Source organism: Streptomyces sp. enrichment culture (genome assembly GCF_964272855.1).
GTDB lineage: Bacteria > Actinomycetota > Actinomycetes > Streptomycetales > Streptomycetaceae > Streptomyces.
The window spans coordinates 7,050,799-7,073,245 of record NZ_OZ186847.1 but is presented as its reverse complement, the minus strand read 5'-3'; the positions used below and the strand labels follow the sequence as shown (position 1 = coordinate 7,073,245).

The following is a 22,447-nucleotide window of genomic DNA, read 5'->3' as shown; positions in this document are numbered from 1 at the left end:
GCTTCCGGGTCACGGAAGCCGCTGACCAGCGGCTGTGCGCAGTGAGTATGCCCGATCCGGGGCCCTCCGTCACCGGTTAACGACCGCTCACTTCAAGAATTCGGAAAGCGCGGAAATTGGTCCGCACCATTGACCTACTGGTCTAGTCCTCCTACGGTGTCGGATCACCGCACGCGTTATCGCGTTCATGCCAATGAGCGCGCCGTTCCCCTCTCCCCCACGAGGAGACACCTGATGCGAACTCCCCACCGCCCCCGCGGCCGCTTCCGGGCCGCCGTGGCCGCCGCCTGCGCGGCCGTCCTCGGCGCCGGACTGCTCGCCGGCGCCGGTGCGAGCACCGCCACCGCCGCCCCCGAGGCGGAGGCCGCCGCCGGCTCCAAGGTCGTCGGCTACTTCACCGAATGGGGCACCTACGACCGCAAGTACCTGGTCAAGAACATCGAGACCTCCGGCTCCGCCGCCAAGCTCACCCACATCAACTACGCCTTCGGCAACGTGGTCGGCGGCAAGTGTGTGATGGGCGACGCCTACGCGGCCACCGACCGCACCTACACCGCCGCCGAGTCCGTCGACGGCGTGGCCGACACCTGGGACCAGCCGCTGCGCGGCAACTTCAACCAGCTGCGCGAGCTGAAGAAGAAGCACCCGAACCTCAAGGTCCTGTGGTCGTTCGGCGGTTGGACCTGGTCCGGCGGCTTCGGTGAGGCGGCGAGGAACCCGGCCGCGTTCGCGCAGTCCTGTTACGACCTGGTCGAGAACTCCAAGTGGGCGGACGTCTTCGACGGCATCGACATCGACTGGGAGTACCCGAACGCCTGCGGCGCCTCCTGCGACACCAGCGGCCGGACGGCGTACAAGAACCTGATGCAGGCGGTCCGGGCCAAGTTCGGCTCCGGCAACCTGGTCACCGCGGCGATCCCCGCCGACGCGACCTCCGGCGGCAAGATCGACGCGGCGGACTACGCGGGCGCGGCGCAGTACGTGAACTGGTACAACCCGATGACGTACGACTACTTCGGCGCCTGGGACGCCACCGGCCCGACCGCCCCGCACTCGCCGCTGACCTCGTACTCCGGCATCCCGATCGCGGCGAACCACACCTCGGCGACCATCGCCAAGCTGAAGGGCCTCGGCATCCCCGCCTCGAAGCTGCTGCTCGGCATCGGCTTCTACGGCCGCGGCTGGACCGGCGTCACCCAGTCCGCGCCCGGCGGCACCGCGACCGGCCCGGCGGCGGGCACGTACGAGCAGGGCATCGACGACTACAAGGTGCTGAAGACCAAGTGCCCGGCGACCGGCACGGTGGGCGGCACCGCGTACGCCAAGTGCGGCAGCAACTGGTGGAGTTACGACACCCCGGCGACCATCGCGACGAAGATGAACTACAAGAACCAGCAGGGCCTCGGCGGCACCTTCTTCTGGGAGCTGAGCGGCGACACGGCGAGCGGTGAGCTGATCAAGGCCATCAACTGATCTTGGGACGCGGTCACTTGGGGCGGAGGCCGGTCACCGGTCTCCGCCCTCGCTCATGCCTCCCGGCGGGCGGGTCGCGGCGCCGGGAAGGCCGGGTCCAGCTCCTCGATGGCGCGCATGGCACCGCCCAGCGACTTCACCAGCAGCTCACGCATCAGGTCCCGGGGCAGCCCGGGGCGGTCGATCCAGTCGAGGGTGGTGCCCTCGACACCGCAGACCCAGCCGAGCAGTCCCATCCGCGCCAGCGGAGTGATCTCCCGTTGCCCGTAGGCCCCTTCGGCGACGGTCGTGACGATCGCCTCGCGCACGCCGTCCCGGATGGCCTGCACCTCGGTGTCGAAGCCGACGCCGCCGCTGACGATGGTGCGGTACGCGGCCTGGTTGTGCTCGGCGTAGCGCAGATAGCCGTCGACGGTGCGCTCCACCCGCTCACGCGCGGGCAGTTCCAGGCCGCCGGCCGCGAAGGTGACCAGGTCGGCGACGGAGTCCTGGACGATGGCCAGGTAATAGCCGCGCTTGGAATGGAAGTAGTAGTAGATCAGCCCCTTGGCGACATGCGCCTGCCGGGCGATGTCGTCCATCGACAGCGCGTCGTAGGACGTGTCGGCGAACAACTTCCGCCCGATGGCGATGAGTTCCGCGCGGCGTGCGACGGAGCGCTCGGTTCCGCGCGGCCGGGGACGGACGGCGTCACGTTGTTCGCTGATGTTCACTTTCGACCCTGATTCCAACGGGCGGCGGGACATCCGCAGTATGTCAGGTCGGGTCGTAGCCCTATGTGTCAGGTCACAGTGCGGCTGTGCAACCGGTCACAGCAGGCCGAGCCGGGTGACGAGCATCGCCACGACGGCCACGAGGACCCAGCCCATGACATGTTCGACGATCTGCGGGCCGTCGTCCTGGGGGCCGCCGGTACGGACGCGGGCGGCGATGAGGGAAGTGGCGGTCATGTGCTTCTCACTGGTCTCGTACGGGCGGTGGACACGGTGCACACAGTGGACACGCCGGGGCGTCGCCCACCGATCTGTCCACCTTGCCACCGCCCGCGCCGTTTGCGGCGGAGACGTTGCTCACAGCGCCGGTCAGGCCCGGAACCCGGCGCCCGGGGGTCAGCGCACCCCGACCGCCGCCAGCGCCGCCCGCTGCCGCGGGGTCGGCCGGGCCGGGAAGTAGAGGTAGCAGACGCCGCCGGTGCCGGAGACGACCTTGCCGGAGGCGTTGTACCGCTTGGTCCTCAGCCAGATGTTCTCCCACTCGCGCCGCCGGTAGACCCGCCGTACGGCCTCGTTGCTCGGCGAGGCCGGGTCGTTGGCGATCACGTCACCCTCGGCGGTGAAGCCGATCACCGTCATCAGATGGCCGGAGGTGCCGTAACCCGCGCCGGTCAGCTCCTCCTTCAGGAAGGACTGGGACGTTATGGCCGGGATGCCCGCCGCGATCAGCTGCTCCAGTTCCGTCAGGGAGCCGAGTCTGGTGACCACGCCCTGGAGGTCCTTGAAGGTGGCCGCGTAGGCGGCGTTGAACGGCCAGTTGCCGCAGCCCGCGTACTGATAGTCGTAGGTGTACCGGGCGGCGTGGCAGACCTGGGGGTCGGCGAAGGAGGGGTCGACCCAGGACAGCTGCTCGTCGGTGAGCCGGCCGCCCCAGTACTCGATGATCATCTGCGAGGAGGTGGGGCTGCACCAGGCCTCGCCGCCGTTGTCGTACTCGGGGTACTGGCCGACGTGGGTCTCCTGGGAGTAGCGCGGTACCGCCAGCTCCTGGGCGAGGCCCGCCGTGGTGGCGGGGACCGTGAAGCGGTCGGGAATGTCGGAGCCCATCGCGCCGAGGCGCCACACGGTGGGGGTGAGCCGGGTGCCCGGCCGCCGGTACAGGGTCAGCCGCAGCCGGTACGACTCCAGGCGCAGCCCGGACGCCGGGTCGTCGACGGCGAAGGTGTCCGTCCAGACGCTGCTCTTGCCGTCGCCCTGGTCGTCGACGGAGGTCCGCCGGATGTCCTGGTCGCCGGCCGCCCAGCGGCCCATGACGTACCAGGGGGTGTCGGTGCCGTCGGAGTAGGTGCCCTTCAGCTCGATCTGGATCCAGGTGCCCTCGGGGGTCTTCGCGTTCCAGGAGGGGATCACCTCGGTGGCGGGGACGGCGAGCCGGTGTACGGGCGAGGTCCAGGTCGCGTACTCCCAGCGGGAGGTCTCGCCGGTGTGCGGGTCCGTGTAGTCGAGGGTGCCGAGGGGGGCGGCGATCGCGAGGCCGGGCCGGGCGCCCGCGACGGCCCGGGTGCCCTTGGCGCCGCCGGAGCGCCAGTCGGTGTACGTGGTCCAGGCTCGGTTGTCGATGGGCCGGGCCGGGGCTCCGGCGGCGGTCGCGGTGCCGGCCGTGGTGGCGGTTCCGGCGGCCACTGCCGTTCCCGCGCTGCCGGTGACCGCGGCGGCGACCGCCGCGGCCAGGAGGGTTCTGCGGGACGGCTGTTCGGCTCTGCTCATGGGCGCTTGACTCCCAGGGGTGCGAGACGGGCAGGTCCTTGCACGACGGTGTGCGATGGTGTTCGCCAACTGATGGTGTCCGCCAACTATGGACGGGGGTGGACCGCCCTGCCAGCACTTCGGGGCATGCCACGCCCACCAATATTGGTCGGGACCACTGGCGGTCCGGGGCACACGGGATGATGGGCACGTGTCGCATCCCCTGAATGGCCTCGCCCGTACGCTCCGCCGCCTCCCCCCGTCCTGCGGCCCCGTCCGGCTCGTCGGGGTCGACGGGCACGCGGGCTCCGGGAAGTCGACCTTCGCGGGCGAGCTGGCCGCCGCGCTCGGCGGGGCGCCGGTGCTGCATCTGGACGACATCGCCAGCCACGAGGAGCTGTTCGCGTGGACCGGCCGGCTGCTGGAGCAGGTGATCGAGCCGCTCCGCAGCGGCGCGACCGCGTACTACTCCCCCTATGACTGGCGTGCCCGCCGGTTCGGCGCACCGCGTCCGCTGCCGTCGGCGCCGGTGGTCCTCTTGGAGGGCGTCGGAGCGGGCCGCCGCGCGCTGCGCCCGCATCTGGCGCGACTGCTGTGGATGGAGCTGCCCGCCGAGGACTCCTGGACGCGGGGTCGCTCCCGGGACGGGGAGGAGCAGCGGGAGTTCTGGGACGGGTGGGTTTTGGCGGAGCGGCGGCATTTCGCCGACGACCCTTCGCGGCCGTACGCCGACCTGTTGGTACGGCAGGTGAAAGGGGGATACGAGGTGCTTCCGGGGCCTGTGTGACGGTCCTCCGGAGACCAGTGCGTGACGCTCCGTGATGGATCGTCTCCGATGTGGTGAACCTGTGAAGACCCGTGCGTGCGAACTCGGCCGACTGCCTCAACTCCGCTTGACCCGGGGCCCGTACAGGACTTACGTTCTCAATGTGCGGCCAAACGGAGCCGCCCAGTGACGCGAAGCCCCCGATTGTTCCCCCGTGATCGGGGGCTTCGTTCTGTCCGCTTCACGTTTTCCGGCGCTCCCGGCCTCCGATTCGCTCACCCTCGGTCACCATGCGGGTGTGCGCCCCCTCTGCGCCCGACCTCGCCGAACGTCCCTGCGGCACCCTACGGCGGGCACCCGACCCGCGGGTACGATGCCCAATGTCGCAACTCCGGTCCGCTGCACAGCGGTTCGACCAGCGGGGGCACGGTTTGTGGGGGGACGTGATGGACTTCGGCACGCAGGGCCCCGAGGCCCCGGCCGACCTCGCCTGGCTGCGAGGCGTGGACGCGTACACCATGGGCGCCTATCCGCAGGCGGAGGAGGAGTTCCGGACCGCGGTACGGCTGGACCCCGGGATGGCCGACGGCTGGCTCGGGCTGCACGCGCTGCGCGTCGACACCACGACCGCGCTGCTGCGGATGTTCCGGCACCGTGACCGCTTCGGCGAGCAGCGCGCCCGGCACCGCCGCACCCTCAACTCCTGGTACTGGCTGGGCTGGTGGGTCCAGCCCGTGCTGGAGAGCCCCCGCGATCTGCTGCTCGCGCACGCCTCGCACTGGCTGGACGGCCGCCACGTCCCGGAGCTGGACCGGGCCCTCGCCGGGCTGCCCCCGGTCGACGCCGACGCCCAGGTCCGTTTTCTGCACGCCTGCCGGGCCTATCTGGTCAAGGACTGGGAGCAGCTGGTCCGGCACACCGACCCGCTGCTCGACGATCCGCTGCTCGGGATCGAGGCCGGCCTGTTCGGCGGCATGGCCCGGGTCCGCCTGGAGATGTACGGCCAGGCCGAGCCGCTGCTGTCGGCCGCGCTGATGCGCTGCCGCAGCGAGCAGCCGCAGCGCAAGGAGCTGCGGTACTGGCTGGCGCGGGCGCACGAGGGCACCGGCCGCTCGGCGGCGGCGCTCCCCCTGTACCGGGCGGTGCACCGCGTGGACCCCGCCTTCATGGACACCTCCGCGCGGCTCGCGGCGATCGCCGAGGGGGACGGGTACGACGACAGCACCGACCTCGCCTCGCTCCCCCTCACCGGCCCGGGGTCCGACTACGTCGACGGCGCGGAGGGACTGGACCCGCTCTTCGGCATCGAGGACCGCAACCTGAAGCTGACCGAGCCCGGCCTGCCGCCCGCCGGTCCGCTGCCGTCGGAGAGCGACCCGGCGGTACGGGAGAAGGCGACTCTGTCGTCGCAGCCGCTGCCCGCCGGCCCCACCGACCCGGGATTACTCGAGGAGGCGCTCGCCGAGCTGGAGCGCATGGTGGGCCTGGAACCGGTCAAACGGCAGGTCAAGGCGTTGTCCGCCCAGCTGAACATGGCGCGGCTGCGGGCCGGTCAGGGCCTGCCGGTGCAGCCGCCGAAGCGGCACTTCGTGTTCTCCGGCCCGTCCGGCACCGGCAAGACCACGGTGGCCCGCATCCTGGGCCGGGTCTTCTACGCGCTCGGCCTGCTCGGCGGCGACCATCTGGTGGAGGCGCAGCGGGCCGACCTGGTCGGCGAGTATCTGGGCCAGACGGCCGTGAAGGCCAACGAACTGATCGACTCCGCGCTCGGCGGGGTGCTCTTCGTGGACGAGGCGTACTCGCTGTCCAACTCCGGCTACGGCAAGGGCGACGCCTACGGCGACGAGGCGCTCCAGGTGCTGCTGAAGCGGGCGGAGGACAACCGCGACCATCTGGTGGTGATCCTGGCCGGCTACCCCGAGGGCATGGACCGGCTGCTGGCCGCCAACCCCGGCCTGTCCTCGCGTTTCACGACGCGGGTCGACTTCCCCTCGTACCGGCCGCTGGAGCTCACCGCGATCGGCGAGGTGCTGGCCGCGGAGAACGGCGACGCGTGGGACGAGGAGTCGCTGGACGAGCTGCGGTCGATCGCCGGGCACGTCGTCGACCAGGGCTGGATCGACGAGCTGGGCAACGGGCGGTTCCTGCGGACGCTGTACGAGAAGAGCTGCGCCTACCGCGATCTGCGGCTGTCGACGTACCCGGGGACGCTGTCCCGGGACGACCTGGCAACCCTGCGGCTGCCGGATCTGATGCAGGCCTACGGGGAGGTGCTGTCGGGCCGGGGCCCGCAGGATCCGTCAGCCATGTGACGGACCCCGCGGACCGGCCCGGGCGGCTCGGCTCGCCGGGGCGGGTCAGCTCGCCAGCGCTTGCTCGACCTCCTCACCCGAGCGGGGCTCGGACACGGAGGGCGGCGGGGTCTCCCGGTGCGCCGGGTCCCGCACCTCGCCGACCAGCAGTTCCAGCACGTCCTCCAGCGCCACCAGCCCCAGCACCCGGCCGGAGGCGTCGGCCACCTGGGCGAGGTGGGTGGCGGCGCGGCGCATCACCGTCAGCGCGTCGTCGAGGGGCAGCTCGGGGCGGAGGGTCGTCATCGGGCGCCACAGCTGCTGCGGCACCGCGCGGTCGGAGTCCTCCAGGTCGAGGACGTCCTTCACGTGCAGATAGCCCATGAAGGCGCCGCCGTCCGTGGCCACGGGGAAGCGGGAGTACCCGGTCCGCGCGGTCAGCTCGACGATCTGTCCCGGTGTGACCGACGGGGGCACCGTCACCAGCGACTCCCGCTTCAGCAGGACGTCCGTCACCGGGCGGGAGCCCAGTTCCAGGGCGTCCTCCAGGCGTTCGGCCTCCTCGGGGTCGAGCAGTCCGGCCTGGCCGGAGTCCTCCACCAGCCGGTTGAGCTGTTCGCTGGTGAAGACGGCCTCCACCTCGTCCTTGGGCTCGACCCGGAAGAGCCGCAGCACGCCCTGGGCGCAGGCGCCGAGGGCCGCGGTGATCGGGCGGCACACCCGGGCGAAGGCGACCAGTCCGGGGCTGAGCCACAGCGCGGCCTTCTCCGGCGCGGCCATCGCCAGGTTCTTCGGGACCATCTCGCCGATGACGAGGTGGAAGAACACGACGGTGGCCAGGGCGATGACGTAGCCCAGCGGGTGGATCATCGCGTGCGGCAGATGGATCCACTCGAAGACCGGCTCCAGCAGATGCGCCACCGTCGGCTCGGCGACCGCGCCCAGCGTCAGCGAGCAGACGGTGATGCCGAACTGGGCGGCCGCCATCATCTGCGGCAGCCGCTCCAGGCCGTACAGCACCTGGCGGGCGCGGGCGGTGCCGAGCGGTTCGATCTGGCTGCGGCGCACCGAGACCAGCGCGAACTCGGCACCGACGAAGAAGCCGTTGGCGAGCACGAGCAGCGCCGCGAACAGCAGTTGCAGGACGCTCATCGGACGGCCTCCATGACGGGGGCCGTGCGCACCAGGCGGACCCGCTCCGCGCGGTAGTGGCCGACCTGGCGGACGGCGAGCCGCCAGCCGGGCAGTTCCGCGCGGTCGCCGACGGCCGGGATCCGGCCGAGCAGGTCGGCGACGAGTCCGGCGACCGTCTCGTACGGTCCTTCGGGCACGTCCAGGCCTATCCGGGCCAGGGTGTCGACCCGGCAGCTGCCGTCGACGTCCCAGGCGGGCCTGCCGTCCTCGGGCGGGGCGGGGGCGAGTTCGGGTACGGCGTCGAGCACGTCGTCGTGCTCGTCGCGGACCTCGCCGACGATCTCCTCGACGATGTCCTCCAGGGTGACGACGCCGGCCGTGCCGCCGTACTCGTCGACGACGACCGCGATCGGCTGCTCGCTGCGCAGCCGGGCCAGCAACGGCCGGACGGGCAGGGTCTCGGGCACGAGGAGGGCCGGCCGGGCGATCCGCGACACGGGGGTGCGCAGCCGCTCGTGGGCGGGGACCGCGAGCGCGTCCTTGAGGTGGACCATGCCGACGACCTCGTCGATCCGCTCCCGGTAGACGGGGAAGCGGGACAGGCCGGTGGCCCGGGTCAGGTTGACCACGTCCTCGGCGGTCGCCGACGACTGGAGCGCGCTGACCTTCACGCGCGGGGTCATCACATGCTGCGCGGTCAGCTCGCCCAGCGACAGGGTGCGGACGAAGAGGTCCGCGGTGTCCTGTTCCAGGGCGCCGGCCCGCGCCGAGTGCCGGGCCAGCGAGACCAGCTCGCCCGGGGTGCGGGCGGAGGCCAGCTCCTCGGCGGGTTCGAAGCCGATGGCGCGGACGAGGCGGTTGGCGACGCCGTTGAGCCCGGCGATCACCGGGCGGAACAGGCGGGCGAAGGCGTGCTGCGGGCCGGCGACGAAGCGCGCGACCTGCATCGGGCGGGACACCGCCCAGTTCTTGGGCACCAGCTCGCCGACCACCATCTGCACGGCGGAGGCCAGCAGCATGCCGACGACCACGGCCACGCCGGACACCGCGGCCTCGGGGATGCCGACGGCCGTGAGCGGGCCGTCGAGCAGCCGGGCGAGGGCGGGTTCGGCGAGCATGCCGACGACCAGGGAGGTGATGGTGATGCCGAGCTGGGTGCCGGAGAGCTGGAAGGACAGCTCCTTGAGGGAGGCGACGACCCGAAGGGCCTGTCGGTCGCCCTCGGCGGCGGCCTTCTCGGCCTCCGGGCGCTCGACCGTCACCAGGCCGAACTCGGCCGCGACGAAGAAGCCGTTGGCGAGGATCAGCAGGAACGCGGCTGCGAGGAGCAGCAGGGGGGTGGTCATGATGCCGCCGCCTCCGCACGGACGCGGACCTCGTTGAGTCGGTCCGCGCTATGTCGGCAGGGGGCGGCGCAGGTACTACAGGACGATCCGTCCATCGCCGGAGAGGGTCACTCCTCGGGTAGCAGGAGCCCCTGTGCGCCGGGCGGCACGACAGGGGCGGAGGCTCATCGGAAAACACCTCCGCCCCACAGATTAATCAAGACCGGGGCCCGTGCGGCAGGGTGAGCACCCCCGAACCGTCCCCGAGTCAGCCCCGATGTTCCCCGGTACGGGCCTCCACCAGGGCCCTCAGGGTGCGGGTCTGGGCGATGGCCTGCTCCTTGGCGATACCCGGCTGGATGCCGATGGCGGGCAGGCTGGTGCCGTCGCTGAGGTCGAGGAACACCCAGGGGTCGCCGACCCGCAGGTTCACCTGGACGATCTCGGCCCACTCCAGACGGCGGACACTGCCGAAGTTGACGACCGTCACACCGGACTCCTCGGCGACGACCTTGGGGCGTGCCAGTCGCAGCAGCACCCAGGCCAGCAGGGCGGCGGTGAAGACGAAGCTCAGCTTCTCGGCCGGGCTGAGCCGGTCCAGGAGCAGTGCGACCAGCGACACGGTCACGAAGATCGCGGCGGCCGCGGTGAGCAGGACGGCCCGGGTGCGGGTCGGCCGGAAGGTGACGGGCAGATCGGGCAGGGGTGCCGGTTCCGACATCGTGCGCAGCCCCTTCTCAGAGCCGGCAGGCGTGGATGGCGGTCGTCAGGATGGCCCGCGCCCCGATGGAGTACAGGTCGTCCATGATCCGCTGCGCGTCCTTGGCGGGCACCATCGCGCGGACGGCGACCCAGCCCTCGTTGTGCAGCGGCGAGATGGTGGGCGACTCCAGGCCCGGGGTGAGGGCGACGGCCTTCTCCAGCTGCTCGACGCGGCAGTCGTAGTCCATCATCACGTAGGTGCGGGCGACCAGGACGCCCTGGAGGCGGCGCAGGAACTGCTGCACCTTCTCCTCCTCGGCGTCGGCGCCGACCCGGCGGACGACGACGGCCTCGGACTTCATGATCGGCTCGCCGATGACCTCCAGGCCGGCGTTGCGCAGCGAGGTGCCGGTCTCGACGACGTCCGCGATGACCTCGGCCACACCGAGTTCGATCGCGGTCTCGACGGCACCGTCGAGGTGGACGACCGAGGCGTCGATGCCGTTGTCGGCGAGGTGCTTGGCGACGATCCCCTCGTAGGAGGTGGCGACCGTCATGCCGCCGAGGTCCGCGACGCCGGTCGCCGTGCCCGGCTTGGTGGCGTAGCGGAAGGTGGAGCGGGCGAAGCCGAGCGGAAGGATCTCCTCGGCGCTGGCGCCGGAGTCGATCAGCAGGTCGCGGCCGGTGATGCCGATGTCGAGGCGGCCGGAGGAGACGTAGATCGCGATGTCGCGGGGGCGGAGGTAGAAGAACTCGACCTCGTTCTCCGGGTCGACGATCCGCAGTTCCTTGGACTCGCGTCGCTGCTGGTAGCCGGCCTCATGCAGCATCTCCGCCGCAGGGCCGGAGAGTGAACCCTTGTTGGGAACGGCGATGCGCAGCATGAGGTCGGCTTCCTTTGCGTGGTGTGTGGCGGGGACTGTGCGGGATGTGCTTACAGGTGGGCGTAGACGTCGTCGAGGGAGATCCCCCGGGCGACCATCATCACCTGGACGTGGTACAGCAGCTGCGAGATCTCCTCGGCGGCCGCCTCCTTGCCCTCGTACTCGGCGGCCATCCAGACCTCGGCGGCCTCCTCGACGACCTTCTTGCCGATGGCATGGACGCCCTTGCCGACCAGCTCTGCGGTGCGGGAAGTGGCGGGGTCGCCGTGGGCGGCCTTCTGCTGGAGCTCGGTGAAGAGCTCCTCGAACGTCTTCTTGGACATGGTGGTCCTAACCCTACGCGCTGACCGGCACCCCTCAGCGCCAGGGTTCAGATACTGAACGCAGGGTCGCCGCCGTGGCGACCGCCGCGGTCACCGCCTCGTGTCCCTTGTCCTCGTTGGAACCCTCCAGCCCGGCCCGGTCCAGGGCCTGCTCCTCGGTGTCGCAGGTGAGCACGCCGAAGCCGACGGGGACACCGGTGTCGACGGAGACCTGGGTGAGGCCCTGGGTGACGCCCTGGCACACGTAGTCGAAGTGCGGGGTGCCACCGCGGATGACGACGCCGAGGGCGACGATCGCGTCGTAGCCGCGGCCGGCGAGCACCTTGGCGACGACCGGGAGCTCCCAGCTGCCGGGGACCCGCAGCAGGGTCGGCTCGTCGATGCCCAGGTCGTGCAGGGCGCGCAGCGCGCCGTCCACCAGTCCGTCCATCACCTTCTCGTGCCACTGCGCCGCGATGACGGCGACCCGCAGGTCACCCACATTGCGTACGGACAGCTCCGGTGCGCCCTTGCCGCTCACGTTCTCGCCTCTCCTCGGTGTCGTTCGGGTTCGTTCTACTGGTTGCCGCAGGTGGACGCGGGGGCGTCCAGCCAGGGCAGGTCGTGACCCATCCGGTCCCGCTTGGTGCGCAGGTAGCGGAGGTTGTGCTCGCCGGCGGTCACGGGCATCGGCTCGCGCTCGGTGACCTCGATGCCGTGCCGGACGAGCGCGTCGGCCTTCTCGGGGTTGTTGGTCATCAGACGGACGCTGCGCACGCCGAGGTCCTCGAGGATCTGGGCGCCGGCCCCGTAGTCGCGGGCGTCGGCGGGCAGGCCCAGCTCCAGGTTGGCGTCGAGGGTGTCGTGGCCGCGTTCCTGGAGTTCGTAGGCGCGCAGCTTGGACAGCAGGCCGATGCCGCGCCCCTCGTGTCCGCGCAGGTAGACGACCACGCCCCGGCCGGCGGCCTGGATGCGCTCCAGGGAGGCCTCCAGCTGGGGGCCGCAGTCGCAGCGCAGGGAGTGGAAGACGTCGCCCGTGAGGCATTCGGAGTGCATGCGGACCAGGACGTCCTCGCCGTCGCCCAGCTCGCCGTGGACGAGGGCGACGTGCTCGACGCCGTCGACGGTGGAGCGGTAGCCGTACGCCGTGAAGGTGCCGTGCCGGGTGGGCAGGTGGACCTCGGCCTCGCGGCGGACGGTGGGCTCGGCGCTGCGGCGGTAGGCGATCAGGTCCTCGATGGAGATGATCGTCAGGCCGTGCTTGCGGGCGAACGGGATCAGTTCGGGCAGCCGGAGCATGCTGCCGTCCTCGCCGGCGATCTCGACGATGGCGCCGGCCGGGCGCAGGCCCGCGAGCCGGGCGAGGTCGACGGCGGCCTCGGTGTGGCCGTTGCGCGCGAGCACGCCGCCGGGCTTGGCGCGCAGCGGGAAGATGTGGCCCGGGCGGACGAAGTCGTCGGCCTGGGCGGCACCGCTCGCGAGCAGCTGGAGGGTGGTGGCGCGGTCGGATGCGGAGATGCCGGTGGTCACGCCGTGCGCGCCGGAGGCGTCGACGGAGATGGTGAACGCGGTCTTCATCGACTCGGTGTTGTCCGCGACCATCTGCGGGAGCTGGAGCCGGTCCAGTTCGTCGCCCTCCATGGGGGCGCAGATCAGACCGCGGCACTCGCTCATCATGAAGGCGACGATCTCGGGGGTGGCCTTCTCGGCGGCGATGACGAGGTCGCCCTCGTTCTCGCGGTCCTCGTCGTCGACGACCACGACCGGGCGGCCGGCCGCGATGTCGGCGATGGCCTGTTCGATCGGGTCGAGGGCGTAGTCCTCGATGCCGTCGGTGCTGTACAGCAGGGGTGCCGTGGTCATGCCGGGGCTCCTTCCAGGACGGGCTGCCCGGCCCGGCGGGAACGCCGCCACCAGTCGCGCATGCCCCACAGGACGAGTGCGCCGTAGATGACGTAGACGAAGCCGGAGAAGGCGTAGCCGTTGGCGAAGTTGAGGGGAACGCCGACCAGGTCGACGAGCAGCCAGGCGAACCAGAACTCGACCATGCCGCGCGCCTGCGCGTACATGGCGACGATGGTGCCGACGAAGATGTAGGCGTCCGGCCAGGGGTCCCAGGACAGGCTGGGGTAGGCCGTGAAGAGCAGGGCGACCGCGACGGTGCCGAGGGCGGCGGCGGCCGCCATCGCGCCGCGCTCGCGCCAGGTGGCGAACCGTACGGAGACGCGGCCGTCCTCGGTCCGGCTGCGCCCGCGGCTCCACTGCCACCAGCCGTACAGCGCGACGGCCATGACGACGGCCTGCTTGCCGGCGCTGCCGGTCAGGTGGCCGAAGAAGGCGCCGAAGAGGACGAGGCCGGAGAGGAACTGCACCGGCCAGGTCCACAGGGAGCGCCGCCAGCCGAGGGCGAGGGTGATGAGGCCGAGGATGTTGCCCACCATGTCGGACCAGATGATGTGCTGGCCGAAGAGGGTGAACGCCTCGGAGTTGAGCCAGTTCACCGGTCGGCCCCCCGGGTGCCGAGCAGGCGCTCGACGTACTTGGCGATCACGTCCACCTCGAGGTTGACCGGGTCGCCGGGCTGCTTGTGGCCGAGTGTGGTCAGGGCGAGGGTGGTCGGGATGAGGCTGACGGTGAAGTAGTCCGGGCCGGCCTCGACGACGGTGAGGCTGATGCCGTCGACGGTGATGGAGCCCTTCTCGACGACGTAGCGGGCGAGGTCGGCGGGGAGGGAGATCTTCACGATCTCCCAGTTCTCGGAGGGGGTGCGTTCGAGGACCGTGCCCGTGCCGTCGACGTGGCCCTGCACGATGTGGCCGCCGAGGCGGGCGCCGACGGCGGTGGGCCGTTCCAGGTTGACGCGGGAGCCGACGGTGAGGACGCCCAGGCTGGAGCGCTTCAGGGTCTCGGCCATGACGTCGGCGGTGAACTCGTCGCCCTCGTGGTCGACGACCGTGAGGCAGACGCCGTTGACGGCGATGGAGTCGCCGTGCTTGGCGCCCTCGGTGACGACGGGGCCGCGCAGGCGGAAGCGACAGGCGTCGTCGAGGTTCTCGACGGCGGTGACCTCGCCCAGCTCTTCGACGATTCCGGTGAACACTTCCCGGGTCCTCCTGCCTCTTCGGGCACGGACTCCGGGGCTGTCGATGACGACAGAAAGTACGGGCGACGACACCGGGAGCGACGCCGACAGAACCCGTCCCGAAAGGGACGAGCCAATACGGCGGCGCGCACGAATGCCCGCCCGCCGCGCACTGCCTCCCATCCGGACTTTAACCGTCGGTCCAGGAATTTCACCTGGTCAACCGGCCGCTGGAGGCGACCGGGTCGCGGACTGTAACCGCCGGTTCGGACTTTCACCGACCCCGGAGTGCGCTGCTACTGGTACAGGGCCAGTTTGCCACGCCCGATCGACGTCCATACGGGCGAGCGGTGTGGGGTGGCTCACAGCGCGCCCGTATGGACATTCCGAGCGCTTCCGGCAACGCCAACTCCCCCGTTCCCACCCGCACTTCAGATTGGTCCATACCTATTGACTCACTGGTCTAGTCCTCTCTAGGGTCTGCGCAACTTCCGTGGAGAGGAACCGACTGTGCTGTCCCCCTCACGTCACCGGGCCCGACCCGCCCTGCTCGCGGCCGCCGGGGCCGTCGCGGGTCTGCTGCTCGCCGGCCTCCCGGCGACCGTCTCGCACGCCGCCGACCAGGAGTCCTGTCGCCCCGACGGCCTCTACAAGACCCCCGGCGTCGACGTCCCCTACTGCTCGGTCTACGACGCCGACGGCCGGGAGAAGATGGGCGCCGACCACCAGCGCCGGGTGATCGGCTACTTCACCGGCTGGCGTACCGGCAAGGACGGCACGCCCGCGTACCTGGCCCCGGACATCCCGTGGGACAAGGTCACCCATCTCAACTACGCCTTCGCCCACATCGACGGCGGCAACAAGATCTCCGTCGGCGCGGACGGCCCGACGAACGCGGCCACCGGCATGACCTGGCCGGGGGTCAGTGACGCGGAGATGGACCCGGAGTTCTCCTACAAGGGCCACTTCAACCTGCTGAGCAAGTTCAAGAAGCAGCACCCGAACGTCAAGACGCTGGTCTCCGTGGGCGGCTGGGCCGAGACCGGCGGCTACTTCGACGACAGCGGCAAGCGCGTGAACTCCGGCGGCTTCTACTCGATGGCCACCAACGCCGACGGCTCGGTCAACCAGGCCGGCATCGACACCTTCGCCGACTCGGCGGTCGCCTTCATCCGCAAGTACGGCTTCAACGGCGTCGACATCGACTACGAGTACCCGACGACCATGAAGGACGCGGGCAACCCGCTCGACTGGTCCTTCGCCAACGCCCGCCGCGCGGGTCTGGTCAAGGGCTACGCGGCGCTGATGAAGACCCTGCGGGAGAAGCTGGACCGCGCGGGCGCCGCGGACGGCAGGCACTACCTGCTGACGGTGGCGGCCCCCTCGTCCGGCTACCTGCTGCGCGGCATGGAGACCTTCCAGGTCCAGAAGTACCTGGACTACGTCAACATCATGTCGTACGACCTGCACGGCGCCTGGAACGAGTACGTCGGCCCGAACGCCTCCCTCTTCGACGACGGCAAGGACGCGGAACTCGCGGCGGCGAACGTCTACGGCAGCCAGCAGTACGGCGGCATCGGCTACCTGAACACCGACTGGGCGTACCACTACTTCCGCGGCTCCATGCCGGCCGGCCGGATCAACATCGGCCTGCCCTACTACACGCGCGGCTTCAAGAACGTCCAGGGCGGCACGGACGGCCTGTGGGGCAAGGCCGCCGCCACCACCTGCCCGGCCGGCTCCGGCCTGACCAAGTGCGGTGACGGCGCGGTCGGCATCGACAACCTGTGGCACGACAAGGACGACAACGGCAAGGAGTCCCCGGCCGGCTCCAACCCGATGTGGCACGCGAAGAACCTGGAGAAGGGCATCGTCGGGGACTACCTGACGAAGTACGGCTTCCCCGCCGACACCCGGCTCACCGGCACCTACGCCCGCAAGTACGACTCCACCCTGGTCGCGCCGTGGCTGTGGAACGCCGAGAAGAAGGTGTTCCTCTCCACCGAGGACGAGCAGTCGGTGGCCGCCAAGGCCGACTACGTCGTGGACCGCGGCATCGGCGGCACCATGATCTGGGAGCTGGCGGGCGACTACGGCTGGAACGCGGCCAAGGGCCAGTACGAGCCCGGCTCCACGCTCACCTCGCTGATGTACGACAAGTTCAAGTCGGCCGCCCCGTACGGCGCGAAGGTCTCGAACAAGGATCTGCCCGCCAAGGCCGTCGACGTCGGCGTGGAGTTCGGGGAGTTCAAGCTCGGCGACTCCAACTACCCGATCACGCCCAAGGTGAAGATCACCAACAACACGAAGACGACGCTGCCGGGCGGTACGGAGTTCCAGTTCGACTACTCCACCGCGGCCCCGGCCAACGCCTCCGACCAGTCGGGCTTCGGCACCAAGGTGATCAGCAGCGACCACACCGGGAACAACGTCGGCGGGCTGAAGGGCGACTTCCACCGCGTCTCGCTGAAGCTGCCGGCCTGGCAGACGCTGGCGCCCGGCGCGTCCGTGGAGCTGTCCTTCAACTACTACCTGCCGGTGTCCACCCCGTGGAACTGGACCGTGAACATCGCCGGCACGACGTACGCGCTCGCCGGGAACCTGGCCCGCGGCACCACGGTGGTGGAGCCGGGCTCGGGCACCACGCCCACGCCGGACCCGACGACCCCGACCCCGACACCGACCCCGACGCCCGGGGCCTGCACCGCCCCGGCGTGGAACGCCGGCTCGGAGTACGGCGGCGGCTCGACGGTGTCCCACAAGTCCCACACGTGGAAGGCCAAGTGGTGGACGAAGGGCGAGGAGCCCGGCACCACCGGCGAATGGGGGGTCTGGCAGGACCTGGGCGCCTGCTGATCCCGGACGGACGGGCCCGGCGGCGGTGACGACGGCCCTTGCCCGCCGCCGGGTCTCACCAGAGCCACCCCGCACCCTGCCAAAGCGCCGCGCGGCGTACCGCTCTGGCAGGGTGATCGTCATGACGAGCGCGATCGCCGACGAGTTCGAACTCCACCGGGGCCGGCTGTTCGGGCTGGCCTACCGTCTGCTCGGCTCCGCCGACGAGGCCGAGGACGCCGTCCAGGACGCCTATCTGCGCTTCAGCGGCACCGACCGCGCGCAGATCGAAAACCCGGGGGCCTGGCTCGCCAAGGTCGTCACCAACCTCTGCCTCAACCGGCTGACCTCGGCCCATGCCCGGCGCGAGCAGTACGCCGGGCCCTGGCTGCCGGAACCCGTGGGCACCGCCGACGGCACCCTCGGGCCACTGGAGTCGGCCGAGCAGCGGGACGCCGTGTCCATGGCACTGCTGGTGCTCCTGGAACGGCTCACGCCGGCCGAACGGGCGGTGTACGTGCTGCGGGAGGCGTTCGGATACGGCCACCGGGAGATCGCCGAGGTGCTGGAGCTGGGCGAGGCGAACTGCCGGCAGCTGTACCGGCGGGCGGTACGGCGGGTCGCGGCGCAGGAACGCCGGTTCGAACCGGAACCCGAGCGGCAGCGGGAGCTGGTCGCGTCCTTCCTCACCGCCGCGCGCGAGGGCGATCTGGGCGGCCTGGAGAAGCTGCTCTCCGCCGACGTGACCTGGTGGAGCGACGGCGGGGGCAAGGTCTCCGCGGCCCGGCGGCCGCTCGAGGGCCGCGAGAAGGTGCTGCGCTTCCTCGCGGGCGGCTCGCAGCGGTTCGCGGCCGGGTTCACCTACACGCTCGTCGAGGTCAACGGCGGGAGCGCACTCGCCGCGTGGGCTGACGGGACGCTGGTCGCCGTGGTGTCCTTCGAGTCCGCGGACGGACTGATCACCGAGGCGCGGGCCGTGGTCAACCCGGACAAGCTGGCCTTCGTACGGCGCCAGCTCGCTCACCGGTAGGCGGTTGTCACATTCCGCGGGGGCCGCCCGGTCTCCAATGCGGAGGGCGTTCCGGCCGGGAGCGCCCCACGCGAAGGGACCGACAGCATGACCACGATCCTGGTGACCGGCGGTACCGGAACCCTCGGCCGGCTCGTCACCGAGCGGCTGCGGGCGGACGGACACGAGGTGCGGGTGCTCAGCCGCCACGCTCAGCCGTACGCCGTCGACCTGCGGGCGGGCGGCGGGCTGGACGCGGCCGTGGCGGGCGTGGACACGGTCGTGCACTGCGCGAGCTCGCCGCGCGGCGGCGACGAACAGGCGGCCGGCCACCTGATCGCGGCGGCGCGGCGGGCGGGCGTCGGCCATCTGCTCTACATCTCGATCGTCGGCGTCGACCGGGTGCCGTACGGCTACTACCGGTCCAAGCTCGCCGTCGAGCGGCTGGTCGAGGAGTCGGGGATCGGCTGGACCGTGCTGCGGGCGACCCAGTTCCACGATCTGCTGGTCCAGGTGTTCCAGGCGCTCGCCAAGCCGCCGGTGATGGCGCTGCCGGCCGGGGTGCCGGACCAGCCGATCGCGGTGGCGGAGGTCGCCGACCGGCTGGCGGAACTCGCCCTCGGCGGACCGGCCGGGCGGGTCCCGGACATGGGCGGACCCGAGGTGCGGTCGCTGGAGTCCCTGGCCCGGGCGTACCTGGCGGCGACGGGGCGCCGGCGACGGCTGCTGCGGGTGCCGTTGTGGGGCTCCGCGTACCGCGCCTTCCGCGCGGGCGGCCATCTCACGCCCGGACGGGCGGTGGGCAAGGGCACGTTCGAGGAGTACCTGGCGGCCCGCTTCGGGAGCGGCCGGTAGGCCGGCCGGCCCGTACGGTCATCTCTCCGGCGGTGTGAACAGCTCGTCCTGGGCGCGGTCCCGCGCGGTCAGCAGCGCGCCGCGCAGCACCGCGCCGCCGCCGAGGACACTCGTCCGCACCTCGGTCGCCAGCGGCGACATCCGCCGGACCCGCGCCTCGACCCGAGCGGCCAGCTCCGCTCCTCCGGCCTGCCCGATCTCACCCCCGAGCACCACACAGCCCGGATCCAGCACAGCGGCGACGGAGGCGACCCCGACGGCGATCCGGTCGGCGAGGGCGTCGAGAAAACGAGCCCCGGGGTCCGGGGGACCGCCCGCACCGGCCTCGTCGCCAGGCACTGCCGACGCGCTGCCCGACGAGCCCACCGCCGTCCCGGCACCCCGGCCGGGTTCGGGCCCCACACCGCCCATGGAGCCGGAGCCGCCCGCCTCATACGCGAAGCCGGCCGGTCCCCCGGCGCCCGGCGCGCCCTCGGAGCCGGGGCCGGGCCCGGCATCCGCCCCGCCTTCGGCACCGCGCGCCGCCGCGCCCACCAGCTCCGCCGCCCACGGGCCGGCGCCCGCGTGGGGCGCGGTCAGCCCGTGCCGCAGCGCGAGGCTCTCGATGGCCGACGCGCCCGCCAGGGAGTGGAAGCCGCCCTCGCAGTCCGTCGCCGACGGCAGGCCGCTCGTCCCCGGTACCGGCAGGAAGCCGATCTCTCCGGTGCCGCCGGAGGCGCCGCGGCGGAGACTGCCGTCGAGGACGACCGCCGCGCCGGTGCCGTGACCGAGCCAGAGCAGGACGAAGGTGTCGCGGTCGCGGGCGGCGCCGTCGCGCTGTTCGGCCAGGGCCGCGAGGTTGGTCTCGTTCTCGACGATGACGCGGGCTTCGGGGAGCCGTTCCTGGAGCGCGGCGACGAGGCGGCGGTGCCAGGCGGGCAGGCCGGTCGAGTCGCGCAGCTCGCCGGTCGCGGGGTCGATCAGTCCGGGCGCGCCGATCCCGACGGTGTGCAGCCGGTCCGCGCCGGCCTCCTTGGCGACCCGCTCGACGAGGGCGACCGCCTGTTCCACCGCGGGCCCGGTCCCGGTGCCGTCGCCGATCGGCACGGAGGCCTCGGCGAGCACCCGGCCGAGCAGGTCGGAGACGACCACGCTGACGCTCTCGGTACGCACGTCGAGCGCGGCGAGGTGGGCGCGGTCGGCGACGATGCCGTACAGCCTGGCGTTGGGGCCGCGCCGCTGCTCGCCCGCCTCGCCGACCACGGCGACGAGTCCGGCGGCGGTGAGGCGTTCGACGAGGTCGGCGACGGACGGCCGGGACAGTCCGGTCAGCTGTTTCAACTGCCCCGCCGTCAACGGGCCTTCCTGCTGGAGCAGGCGCAGGGCGAGCCGGTCGTTGATGGCCCGGGCGGTGCTCGGGGATGCGGGCATGCCGGGATCCTCCCAGACGGTCGGGCCCGCGCTGCGGGCGGCCACGAGAATACGCCCTATCTATCAGGCAGGCTTCCTGATAGTTTACGGCCGCAGAAACGGCGCCCCCGCGGACGGCGACAGCGGCACGGCGCGGACGGCGCGAACACGCCCGGGGAGGGGCCCGACAATGAGTGAAGTGGTCTACGAGCAACGCGTCGTGCGGCGCGCCCGCTACGCCGTGGCCGCCGTGTTCACCGTGCACGGAGCGGTCACCGGCTCGTTCGCGACCCGGGTGCCGTGGATCCAGGACCACGCCGGCGTGAGCGCGGGCCAGCTCGGCCTCGCCCTCGCCTTCCCCGCGTTCGGCGCGTCCGTGGCGATGCCGCTCGCGGGCTGGTTCAGCCACCGTTTCGGCGCCCGTACGGCCCTGCGCGGACTGCTGGCGCTGTGGACGCTGTCGCTGACCCTGCCCGCCCTCGCCCCGAACCTGGCCACGCTCTGTCTGGCCCTGTTCGTCTACGGCGCCACGGCCGGCATGTCGGACGTGGCGATGAACGCCCTGGGCGTGGAGGTGGAGAACCGCCTCAACCGGTCGATCATGTCCGGCCTGCACGGCATGTGGAGCGCGGGCGCCCTGCTGGGCTCGGCGGCCGGCACGCTCGCCGCGCACCTCGGCTCCGACGCCCGGCTGCACCACACGCTGGCGGCCGGTGTGCTGACCGTGGTCGGCCTGGTGGCCTGCGGCTGGGTGCTGGACCTCCAGCCCGCCGAGGACGAGGAGCCGCCGCCGCGGTTCGCGCTGCCGCCCCGCTCGGCGGTGCTGATCGGCGCGGTGGGGTTCTGCGCGGTGTTCGCGGAGGGGGCGAGCCTGGACTGGTCGGCGGTGTATCTCCGTGACGAGCTGGGCACCTCGGCCGGTCTGGCGGCGGCCTGCACGACCGGGTTCACGTTCACCATGGCGGTCGCCCGGATCGCGGGCGACAAGGTGGTGGACCGTTTCGGCGCGGTGCGGACGGTCCGCTGGGGCGGCGTGCTGGCGACCCTCGGCGGTCTGCTGATCGTCATCGGCGGGCATCCGGCGGTGGCGATGTCCGGGTTCGCCCTGATGGGGCTGGGCATCGCCGTGGTGGTCCCGCTGTGCTTCGCGGCGGCGGGCCGCAGCGGCTCGAACCCCAGCCTGGCCATCGCGGGCGTCGCCACGATCACCTACACCTCGGGGCTGGTCGCCCCGAGCGCGATCGGCGGGCTCGCCCAGCTGACCAGCCTGGTGGTGTCGTTCGGCCTGGTCACCGTGCTGGCCTGCGGGCTCGCCGTGTTCGCCGGCGTGCTGCGGTCCGGCGACCGGGGCCGTCCGAAGGTCAGCGCTGCGGACGCAGCAGTTCCCGGCCCGCGGCCCTGAACCGCTCGCTCCACGGGGCCGGGCGCATGGTGCCGGCGTCCAGCCGGACCAGCACCCGGCTGCCCTGGGCGTAGGTCACCGTCCCGTCGGCCGAGCAGAACCGGAAGCCGTAGGTGAGGCCCGTGGTGCCGAGCCGGTCCAGCCAGAGGTGGACGGCGTAGCCGCCCGGCCGGGTCACCGGCGCCTCGTAGCTGATCCGCAGTTCCCTGACGGCGTTGCAGGCGTCGCCGGCGGCGGCCCAGTCGCCCTCGAAGGTCACCCCGTGCTCCTGCCACAGCTCGGTCCAGGCGCGCTCGACGAGGACCGGGTAGCGGGCGTTGTGCAGCAGCCCGAGCGCGTCGAGGTCGTCGAAGTGGACGGTGACGGGGATCAGCCGGCCGTAAGACGGGGCGGGGGCGGCCGGGGCTTCGGCGGTGGTCATGGGCGGGGCTCCAGGGACGCGCGGGATAGGTGCCCAGTACATGAAGTGCCGGGCGCGATCATCCTAAGCGCCCGCTTTCGCCGAGCCTCCAGCAGCTTCGTCCCACCCCGAGCAGGCG

21 protein-coding genes and 1 riboswitch are annotated in these 22,447 nt (G+C 71.8%); of the genes, 7 read left to right on the top strand and 14 right to left on the bottom strand.

Features of this window, described 5'->3' with window-relative positions; translation table 11 throughout:
• The first annotated feature begins 234 nt into the window (after positions 1-234).
• The gene (locus tag ACSU6L_RS31405; protein WP_437062245.1) at positions 235-1,473 is read left to right on the top strand and encodes a glycoside hydrolase family 18 protein; all 1,239 of its coding nucleotides are present in this window, start codon (positions 235-237) and stop codon (positions 1,471-1,473) included.
• 53 nt (positions 1,474-1,526) lie between these two features.
• Here ACSU6L_RS31405 and ACSU6L_RS31400 read toward each other — a convergent pair whose 3' ends face one another.
• The 3 genes from ACSU6L_RS31400 to ACSU6L_RS31390 form a co-directional block, all read right to left on the bottom strand.
• Positions 1,527-2,186, bottom strand: a complete 660-nt coding sequence (locus ACSU6L_RS31400; protein WP_437062243.1) for a TetR/AcrR family transcriptional regulator — start codon at positions 2,184-2,186, stop codon at positions 1,527-1,529.
• A 96-nt stretch (positions 2,187-2,282) separates the two neighbouring features.
• Complete coding sequence (locus ACSU6L_RS31395) at positions 2,283-2,423, bottom strand: SCO1431 family membrane protein (protein WP_107468662.1); 141 nt, start codon at positions 2,421-2,423, stop codon at positions 2,283-2,285.
• 159 nt (positions 2,424-2,582) lie between these two features.
• Positions 2,583-3,953 (bottom strand): peptidase C39 family protein, encoded by a 1,371-nt coding sequence (locus ACSU6L_RS31390; protein ID WP_437062241.1) that lies wholly within the window; start codon positions 3,951-3,953, stop codon positions 2,583-2,585.
• 190 nt (positions 3,954-4,143) lie between these two features.
• On the opposite strand from ACSU6L_RS31390, the gene ACSU6L_RS31385 reads away from it, so the two are divergent.
• Entirely contained in the window at positions 4,144-4,719 is a 576-nt protein-coding gene (locus ACSU6L_RS31385; RefSeq protein ID WP_437062239.1) for a uridine kinase family protein, read from the top strand.
• A gap of 425 nt (positions 4,720-5,144) precedes the next feature.
• Positions 5,145-7,010, top strand: a complete 1,866-nt coding sequence (locus tag ACSU6L_RS31380) for an AAA family ATPase (protein WP_437062237.1) — start codon at positions 5,145-5,147, stop codon at positions 7,008-7,010.
• A 45-nt stretch (positions 7,011-7,055) separates the two neighbouring features.
• Here the strand turns inward: ACSU6L_RS31380 and ACSU6L_RS31375 are convergent, their stop codons facing one another.
• The 9 genes from ACSU6L_RS31375 to ACSU6L_RS31335 form a co-directional block, all read right to left on the bottom strand.
• Complete coding sequence (locus tag ACSU6L_RS31375; RefSeq protein ID WP_437062235.1) at positions 7,056-8,141, bottom strand: hemolysin family protein; 1,086 nt, start codon at positions 8,139-8,141, stop codon at positions 7,056-7,058.
• Positions 8,138-9,469 (bottom strand): hemolysin family protein, encoded by a 1,332-nt coding sequence (locus tag ACSU6L_RS31370; protein ID WP_437062233.1) that lies wholly within the window; start codon positions 9,467-9,469, stop codon positions 8,138-8,140. Before ACSU6L_RS31370 ends, ACSU6L_RS31375 begins: the two co-directional genes overlap by 4 nt.
• 247 nt (positions 9,470-9,716) lie before the next feature.
• On the bottom strand, positions 9,717-10,169 hold the full coding sequence (locus ACSU6L_RS31365; RefSeq protein ID WP_437062231.1) for a PH domain-containing protein: 453 nt from the start codon (positions 10,167-10,169) through the stop codon (positions 9,717-9,719).
• 16 nt (positions 10,170-10,185) lie between these two features.
• On the bottom strand, positions 10,186-11,034 hold the full coding sequence (gene hisG, locus ACSU6L_RS31360) for an ATP phosphoribosyltransferase (RefSeq protein WP_437062229.1): 849 nt from the start codon (positions 11,032-11,034) through the stop codon (positions 10,186-10,188).
• A gap of 50 nt (positions 11,035-11,084) precedes the next feature.
• Positions 11,085-11,357 carry a phosphoribosyl-ATP diphosphatase gene (locus tag ACSU6L_RS31355; protein WP_023552153.1) on the bottom strand — a complete coding sequence of 91 codons (273 nt, stop codon included), beginning with the start codon at positions 11,355-11,357 and terminating at the stop codon, positions 11,085-11,087.
• Between the two features lie 34 nt (positions 11,358-11,391).
• Positions 11,392-11,877 carry a 6,7-dimethyl-8-ribityllumazine synthase gene (ribH, locus tag ACSU6L_RS31350; RefSeq protein ID WP_030247057.1) on the bottom strand — a complete coding sequence of 162 codons (486 nt, stop codon included), beginning with the start codon at positions 11,875-11,877 and terminating at the stop codon, positions 11,392-11,394.
• A 35-nt stretch (positions 11,878-11,912) separates the two neighbouring features.
• Positions 11,913-13,199, bottom strand: a complete 1,287-nt coding sequence (locus ACSU6L_RS31345) for a bifunctional 3,4-dihydroxy-2-butanone-4-phosphate synthase/GTP cyclohydrolase II (RefSeq protein WP_437062226.1) — start codon at positions 13,197-13,199, stop codon at positions 11,913-11,915.
• Positions 13,196-13,837, bottom strand: a complete 642-nt coding sequence (locus tag ACSU6L_RS31340; protein WP_073941876.1) for a nicotinamide mononucleotide transporter family protein — start codon at positions 13,835-13,837, stop codon at positions 13,196-13,198. Before ACSU6L_RS31340 ends, ACSU6L_RS31345 begins: the two co-directional genes overlap by 4 nt.
• Positions 13,834-14,436: a riboflavin synthase gene (locus ACSU6L_RS31335; protein WP_437062224.1), complete on the bottom strand. Its 603-nt coding sequence runs from the start codon at positions 14,434-14,436 to the stop codon at positions 13,834-13,836. The genes ACSU6L_RS31340 and ACSU6L_RS31335 overlap by 4 nt, the downstream gene beginning before the upstream one ends.
• Before the next feature lie 147 nt (positions 14,437-14,583).
• Positions 14,584-14,714, bottom strand: a riboswitch (FMN riboswitch).
• Positions 14,715-14,928: 214 nt separating this feature from the next.
• On the opposite strand from ACSU6L_RS31335, the gene ACSU6L_RS31330 reads away from it, so the two are divergent.
• From ACSU6L_RS31330 to ACSU6L_RS31320, 3 genes are all read left to right on the top strand, one after another.
• Positions 14,929-17,274 (top strand): chitinase C-terminal domain-containing protein, encoded by a 2,346-nt coding sequence (locus tag ACSU6L_RS31330; RefSeq protein ID WP_437062222.1) that lies wholly within the window; start codon positions 14,929-14,931, stop codon positions 17,272-17,274.
• A gap of 121 nt (positions 17,275-17,395) precedes the next feature.
• On the top strand, positions 17,396-18,283 hold the full coding sequence (locus ACSU6L_RS31325; RefSeq protein WP_437062220.1) for an RNA polymerase sigma-70 factor: 888 nt from the start codon (positions 17,396-17,398) through the stop codon (positions 18,281-18,283).
• An 87-nt stretch (positions 18,284-18,370) separates the two neighbouring features.
• Positions 18,371-19,117 (top strand): SDR family oxidoreductase, encoded by a 747-nt coding sequence (locus tag ACSU6L_RS31320; protein ID WP_437062218.1) that lies wholly within the window; start codon positions 18,371-18,373, stop codon positions 19,115-19,117.
• Between the two features lie 18 nt (positions 19,118-19,135).
• Here ACSU6L_RS31320 and ACSU6L_RS31315 read toward each other — a convergent pair whose 3' ends face one another.
• Positions 19,136-20,527, bottom strand: coding sequence for an ROK family transcriptional regulator (locus tag ACSU6L_RS31315; protein ID WP_437062216.1), 1,392 nt, complete (start codon positions 20,525-20,527; stop codon positions 19,136-19,138).
• Between the two features lie 169 nt (positions 20,528-20,696).
• Between ACSU6L_RS31315 and ACSU6L_RS31310 the strand changes: the two genes are divergently transcribed.
• Complete coding sequence (locus ACSU6L_RS31310; RefSeq protein ID WP_437062214.1) at positions 20,697-21,908, top strand: MFS transporter; 1,212 nt, start codon at positions 20,697-20,699, stop codon at positions 21,906-21,908.
• Here the strand turns inward: ACSU6L_RS31310 and ACSU6L_RS31305 are convergent.
• Complete coding sequence (locus tag ACSU6L_RS31305) at positions 21,868-22,329, bottom strand: acyl-CoA thioesterase (protein ID WP_437062212.1); 462 nt, start codon at positions 22,327-22,329, stop codon at positions 21,868-21,870. The two genes, ACSU6L_RS31310 and ACSU6L_RS31305, sit on opposite strands and share 41 nt — an antisense overlap.
• Positions 22,330-22,447: the final 118 nt, after the last annotated feature.

Bases quoted from the DNA above. Each gene is read 5' to 3' on its own strand.
- ACSU6L_RS31375 (WP_437062235.1), bottom strand. From the start codon at position 8,141: ATGAGCGTCCTGCAACTGCTGTTCGCGGCGCTGCTCGTGCTCGCCAAC.
- ACSU6L_RS31370 (WP_437062233.1), bottom strand. From the start codon at position 9,469: ATGACCACCCCCCTGCTGCTCCTCGCAGCCGCGTTCCTGCTGATCCTC.
- hisG (WP_437062229.1), bottom strand. From the start codon at position 11,034: ATGCTGCGCATCGCCGTTCCCAACAAGGGTTCACTCTCCGGCCCTGCG.
- ACSU6L_RS31380 (WP_437062237.1), top strand. From the start codon at position 5,145: ATGGACTTCGGCACGCAGGGCCCCGAGGCCCCGGCCGACCTCGCCTGG.
- ACSU6L_RS31390 (WP_437062241.1), bottom strand. From the start codon at position 3,953: ATGAGCAGAGCCGAACAGCCGTCCCGCAGAACCCTCCTGGCCGCGGCG.
- ACSU6L_RS31315 (WP_437062216.1), bottom strand. From the start codon at position 20,527: ATGCCCGCATCCCCGAGCACCGCCCGGGCCATCAACGACCGGCTCGCC.
- ACSU6L_RS31310 (WP_437062214.1), top strand. From the start codon at position 20,697: ATGAGTGAAGTGGTCTACGAGCAACGCGTCGTGCGGCGCGCCCGCTAC.
- ACSU6L_RS31395 (WP_107468662.1), bottom strand. From the start codon at position 2,423: ATGACCGCCACTTCCCTCATCGCCGCCCGCGTCCGTACCGGCGGCCCC.
- ACSU6L_RS31355 (WP_023552153.1), bottom strand. From the start codon at position 11,357: ATGTCCAAGAAGACGTTCGAGGAGCTCTTCACCGAGCTCCAGCAGAAG.
- ACSU6L_RS31325 (WP_437062220.1), top strand. From the start codon at position 17,396: ATGACGAGCGCGATCGCCGACGAGTTCGAACTCCACCGGGGCCGGCTG.
- ACSU6L_RS31405 (WP_437062245.1), top strand. From the start codon at position 235: ATGCGAACTCCCCACCGCCCCCGCGGCCGCTTCCGGGCCGCCGTGGCC.
- ACSU6L_RS31365 (WP_437062231.1), bottom strand. From the start codon at position 10,169: ATGTCGGAACCGGCACCCCTGCCCGATCTGCCCGTCACCTTCCGGCCG.
- ACSU6L_RS31345 (WP_437062226.1), bottom strand. From the start codon at position 13,199: ATGACCACGGCACCCCTGCTGTACAGCACCGACGGCATCGAGGACTAC.
- ACSU6L_RS31320 (WP_437062218.1), top strand. From the start codon at position 18,371: ATGACCACGATCCTGGTGACCGGCGGTACCGGAACCCTCGGCCGGCTC.
- ACSU6L_RS31305 (WP_437062212.1), bottom strand. From the start codon at position 22,329: ATGACCACCGCCGAAGCCCCGGCCGCCCCCGCCCCGTCTTACGGCCGG.